Here is a 4,939-nt window from a genome sequence, read left to right as displayed (position 1 = left end):
ACGTCAGTCACACATGCGCCACCTGACACACCGCATTCGCGAGCAAGCCCGCTCCCACATTTCAACCGCGTTCCGGCAATGAGATCCTTGAGTCATTTCCACAACCCCGCCATCATGCCACCCCATCGACCACCGCCTTCCCGAGCCCGCCGTGCCTGATTCCTACGTTTTCTCCGAACAAGTCGGCCACCTGCTGCGCAAGGCCTACCAGCGTCACCTGGCGATCTTCCAGCAGAACGTCGGCGACTCGCAGCTCACCGCCGTGCAGTTCGTCACCCTGTGCGCCCTGCGCGATCACGGTGCAAGTTCGCTCACCGAACTGGTCAAGGCCACCGCCGTCGACCAGGCGACCATCCGTGGCATCGTCGAACGCCTCAAGGCCCGCGAACTGATCACCCTCGAACCCGACCCGCAGGACAAACGCAAAGTCGTGGTCAACCTATCCGACTCCGGCGCCGCCCTGGTGCAGCAAACCGTGCCTTGCGCCGCCACCATCACCGAACTGACCCTGAGCAACCTCAACCCCGCCGAACGCGTGGCCGTACTGTTCCTGCTACGCAAAATGATCGACGACCCCCAAACCTGACCCCGATCCCCTGTGGCGAGGGAGCTTGCTCCCGCTGGACTGCGCAGCAGGCCCATCTTTTGGGGGCGGTTCGCAACCCAGCGGGAGCAAGCTCCCTCGCCACAGGTATTCATCCATCTTCTGGCACCGTTTTTGCTCTACGTTGATGTAGTAACCACATCACCCGTCAAGTGTGTCGCGAGACCCCAGGTACGCGACGCTTTTTTTTGACTGTTTGATGTAGTGGACACTTCACCAAATCCAACGGGCGAAGCGAATGACCAGCCAGAACATCACGGTAACGCTTGAGGTCAACGGCCACACCAGCGAAGTCAGCGCAATGGCCGACACCCCGCTGTTGTTGATCCTGCGCAATGACCTGCAACTCAACGGCCCCAAATACGGCTGCGGCCTGGGGGAGTGCGGCGCCTGCACGGTGATCATCGACGGCGTGGCTGCACGCTCCTGCGTCTTCCCCCTGTCGGGTGCCGTGGGCCGCAACATCGTCACCCTCGAAGGCCTCGGCACCCGCCAGACCCCGCACCCGGTGCAGCAGGCCTTCATCGATGAACAGGCCGCCCAGTGCGGCTACTGCCTCAACGGCATGATCATGACCGCCAAGGCCTTGCTCGACCGCAATCCCAACCCCAGCGAAGCCGAGGTGCGCAGCGAACTGTCGGGCAACCTCTGCCGCTGTGGCACCCATATCGAAATCCTCCGCGCGGTGCTGCGTGCCGCCCGCCAAATGCCTTGAACGTGGATCGATGACCATGACTGATGCAATCCCTTCCCGTGACCAATGGCTGGCCAAGGCCGGCGTCCTGCTGATCGTCGACGATGTGCTGCCACCTTCGGGGCCGGTGGCCAAGGGCGGTACACCGACGGTCAAGCCCAAGGAACTGGGGCTGTTTATCGCAGTGAACGATGACGGGCTGGTGTACGCCTTCAACGGCCACGTGGACCTGGGCACCGGCATTCGCACCTCCCTGGCGCAGATCGTCGCTGAAGAACTGGACCTGACCATGGACCAGGTGCGCATGGTGCTGGGCGACACCGAGCGTGCGCCGAACCAGGGCGCGACCATTGCCAGCGCAACCTTGCAGATCTCCGCGATTCCGCTGCGCAATGCCGCCGCCGAAGCCCGGCGTTTCCTGCTGGCGCGGGCGGCGCAACGCTGGTCCGTAAATGCTCAAAGTCTCAAGGTCGACGCAGGCGTTATCCGCGGCGAAGACGGGCGCACCATCACTTATGGCGAACTGGTGACGGGCGAGTATGACCAACTGCGCATCAGCGGCGATGCACCGCTCAAGGCCACCGCTGATTACCGCCTGGTGGGCAAGGGCGCAGCCCGGGTGGATATCCCGGGCAAGGCCACCGGCGAACTGACGTACGTGCACGACATGCGCGTGCCGGACATGCTCCACGGTCGGGTGATCCGCCCACCGTATGCGGGCCTGGATTGCGGTGACTTTGTCGGCAACAGCCTGCTGAAGGTCGACGAGTCTTCCATCGCCCATATCCCGGGCATTGTTGCGGTGGTGGTGATCCGTGATTTTGTCGGCGTGGTGGCCTTGCGCGAAGAGCAGGCAATCAAGGCCGCCCAGGAACTGCAGGTGCACTGGAAACCCTGGAACCACCCACTGCCGGACATGAGCGATGTGGAGCAGGCAATCCGCGACAACCCGCGGGTACGCCGCACCGTGCTCGACCAGGGCAACGTCGACGCAGCCCTGGCCGCCGCCAGCCAGCGCATGCCGCGCACCTACCTGTGGCCATACCAGATGCACGGCTCCATCGGCCCGTCCTGTGGCGTGGCGGATTATCAGCCCGGTGGCAGCCGCGTCTGGTCGGGCAGCCAGAACCCGCACCTGCTGCGGGCCGACCTGGCCTGGTTGCTGGAATGCCCGGAAGCGTCCATCGACGTGATTCGCATGGAGGCCGCCGGCTGCTACGGCCGCAACTGCGCCGATGATGTATGCGCCGACGCCTTGCTGCTGTCGCGTGCGGTGGGCAAGCCGGTGCGGGTGCAACTGACCCGCGAACAGGAGCACCTGTGGGAGCCCAAGGGCACCGCGCAATTGATGGATGTCGACGGCGGCCTGAACGCCGACGGCAGCATCGCCGCCTATGACTTTGAAACCAGCTACCCGTCCAACGGCGCGCCCACCCTGGCGCTGCTGTTGACCGGGCGGGTCGAGCCGGTGGCGGCGATGTTCGAAATGGGCGACCGCACCTCGATCCCGCCCTACGACATCGCGAACATGCGCGTCACCATCAACGACATGGCGCCGATCGTTCGCGCCTCGTGGATGCGCGGTGTGTCGGCGTTGCCCAACACCTTCGCCCATGAATCCTATATCGACGAACTGGCGTTTGCCGCCGGGGTCGACCCGGTGGAGTACCGCCTGCGTTACCTGAAGGACGAGCGCGCCATCGACCTGGTGAAATCCACCGCCGAACGCGCCAACTGGGCACCGCGTACCGCGCCGATGCAAACCGCGAATGAGGACCACCTGCTGCGTGGTCGGGGCTTTGCCTACGCGCGCTACATCCACAGCAAGTTTCCCGGCTTCGGCGCGGCGTGGGCGGCCTGGGTCGCGGACGTGGCCATCGACAAGCAGACCGGCGATGTCTCGGTGACGCGGGTGGTGATCGGGCATGACTCGGGGATGATGATCAACCCCGCAGGGGTGCAGCATCAGATCCACGGCAATGTGATCCAGTCCACCAGCCGTGTGCTCAAGGAACGCGTGACCTTTGAAGAGTCGACCGTGGCGAGCAAGGAGTGGGGCGGTTATCCGATCCTGACCTTCCCGGAAGTGCCGCAGATCGACGTACTGATGATGCCGCGCCAGGACCAGCCCCCGATGGGCGCCGGTGAGTCGGCCTCGGTGCCCAGCGCGGCGGCGATTGCCAATGCGATCTATGACGCCACCGGCATCCGTTTTCGCGAGCTGCCGATTACTCCCGAGCGGGTATTGGCGGCGCTGAATGCAGGCACCCTGGGCGAGCCGGCGAAGGCCCCGGAAAAGCGCCGCAAATGGTTGTTCGGCTCATTGTTCGCCGCCTTTGGCGCGGTGCTGGGCATGGCTGCTACCGCGTGGCCGTTTCACAGCGAAATTGCCCCGATTGCGCCGCCCAGTGCAGGCACCTGGTCCAAGGCCACGCTGGAGCGCGGGCGCTTGCTGGCCGCCGTGGGGGATTGCGCGGTGTGCCACACGGCACCGGGCGGTGCCCCCAATGCCGGCGGGCTGGCGATGCACACGCCGTTCGGCACCCTTTACAGCAGCAACATCACCCCGGATGAGAAAACCGGGATTGGCAACTGGTCCTACCCGGCGTTCGAGCGGGCGATGCGCGACGGCATTGGCCGCGACGGGCGCAACCTGTACCCGGCGTTTCCCTATACGGCGTTTCGCAATATCAACGATGCCGACATGCAGGCGCTGTATGCCTACCTGATGTCCCAGGCACCGGTGAGCCAGGCACCGGTGCCGAATGCGATGAAGTTTCCGTTCAATATCCGGCCGTTGATGGCCGGCTGGAATGCGCTGTTCCTGCGCCGTGGGGAAATCAGCGTGCAGCCCCAGCGCAGCGAGCAATGGAATCGTGGCGCTTACCTGGTCAACGGTTTGGGGCACTGCGCGGCGTGCCATTCGCCGCGCAACCTGATGGGGGCGGAGAAGGGCGGCAAGGCGTTCCTCGCGGGCGGCAGGGTGGACGGTTGGGAAGCGCCGGCCTTGAATGGCTTGTCCAAGGCGCCGACGCCGTGGACCGAAGACCAATTGTTCAGCTACCTGAGCACTGGTTATTCCGATGCCCATGGCGTGGCAACTGGGCCGATGGGACCGGTCGTGACTGAACTGGCGAAACTGCCCAAGACCGACATCCGCGCGATGGCGGTGTACCTGGCTTCGCTGAACGACAGCGGCGCCGCCGAAGCGCAGGTGGTGGCAGCTGCGACGGTGCCCAATGCCAATGGGCGACGGGTATTCGAAGGTTCATGCAAGGCCTGCCATGCCGACGGACAGGGCCCGAAGCTGTTCGGCGTCAGCCCGTCACTGGCGACCAATACCAATGTGCACAGCGATCAACCGGACAACCTGATCAAGGTGATTTTGCAAGGGATCAGCACTCCGGCGACCAAGGATCTGGGTTACATGCCGGCGTTCAAGGACAGTTTGTCGAACACCCAAGTGGCGGAGTTGGCCGCCTACCTGCGCGGGCGCTTCGCACCCCATGCACCGCAGTGGGAAGGCCTGGAGCAAACCGTGGCACACCTGCGAGCCAATCCCGGTACCCATTGATTCACACGGTCAAAAAATGTGGGAGCGGGCTTGCTCGCGAAAGCGGTTCGTCAGTCGCCAAATATAT

Annotated in this window: 3 protein-coding genes; all 3 read left to right on the top strand. The window is 64.3% G+C overall.

All coding sequences use genetic code 11. The features are described 5' to 3' along the window. The first annotated feature begins 151 nt into the window (after window positions 1-151). The gene (locus ACW9I6_RS30760; protein ID WP_167664219.1) at window positions 152-586 is read left to right on the top strand and encodes a MarR family winged helix-turn-helix transcriptional regulator; all 435 of its coding nucleotides are present in this window, start codon (window positions 152-154) and stop codon (window positions 584-586) included. Window positions 587-842: 256 nt separating this feature from the next. Then, window positions 843-1,319, top strand: coding sequence for a (2Fe-2S)-binding protein (locus ACW9I6_RS30755; RefSeq protein WP_087692683.1), 477 nt, complete (start codon window positions 843-845; stop codon window positions 1,317-1,319). Window positions 1,320-1,335: 16 nt separating this feature from the next. After that, a complete protein-coding gene (locus tag ACW9I6_RS30750) occupies window positions 1,336-4,872 on the top strand; it encodes a molybdopterin cofactor-binding domain-containing protein (RefSeq protein WP_457340182.1) in 3,537 nt (1,178 codons plus the stop codon). Window positions 4,873-4,939 lie beyond the last annotated feature (67 nt).

This window comes from Pseudomonas sp. SDO5522_S412, from assembly GCF_054071215.1.
The sequence above is the reverse complement of the archived record's forward strand: the minus strand, read 5'-3'. Positions and strand labels throughout refer to the sequence as shown.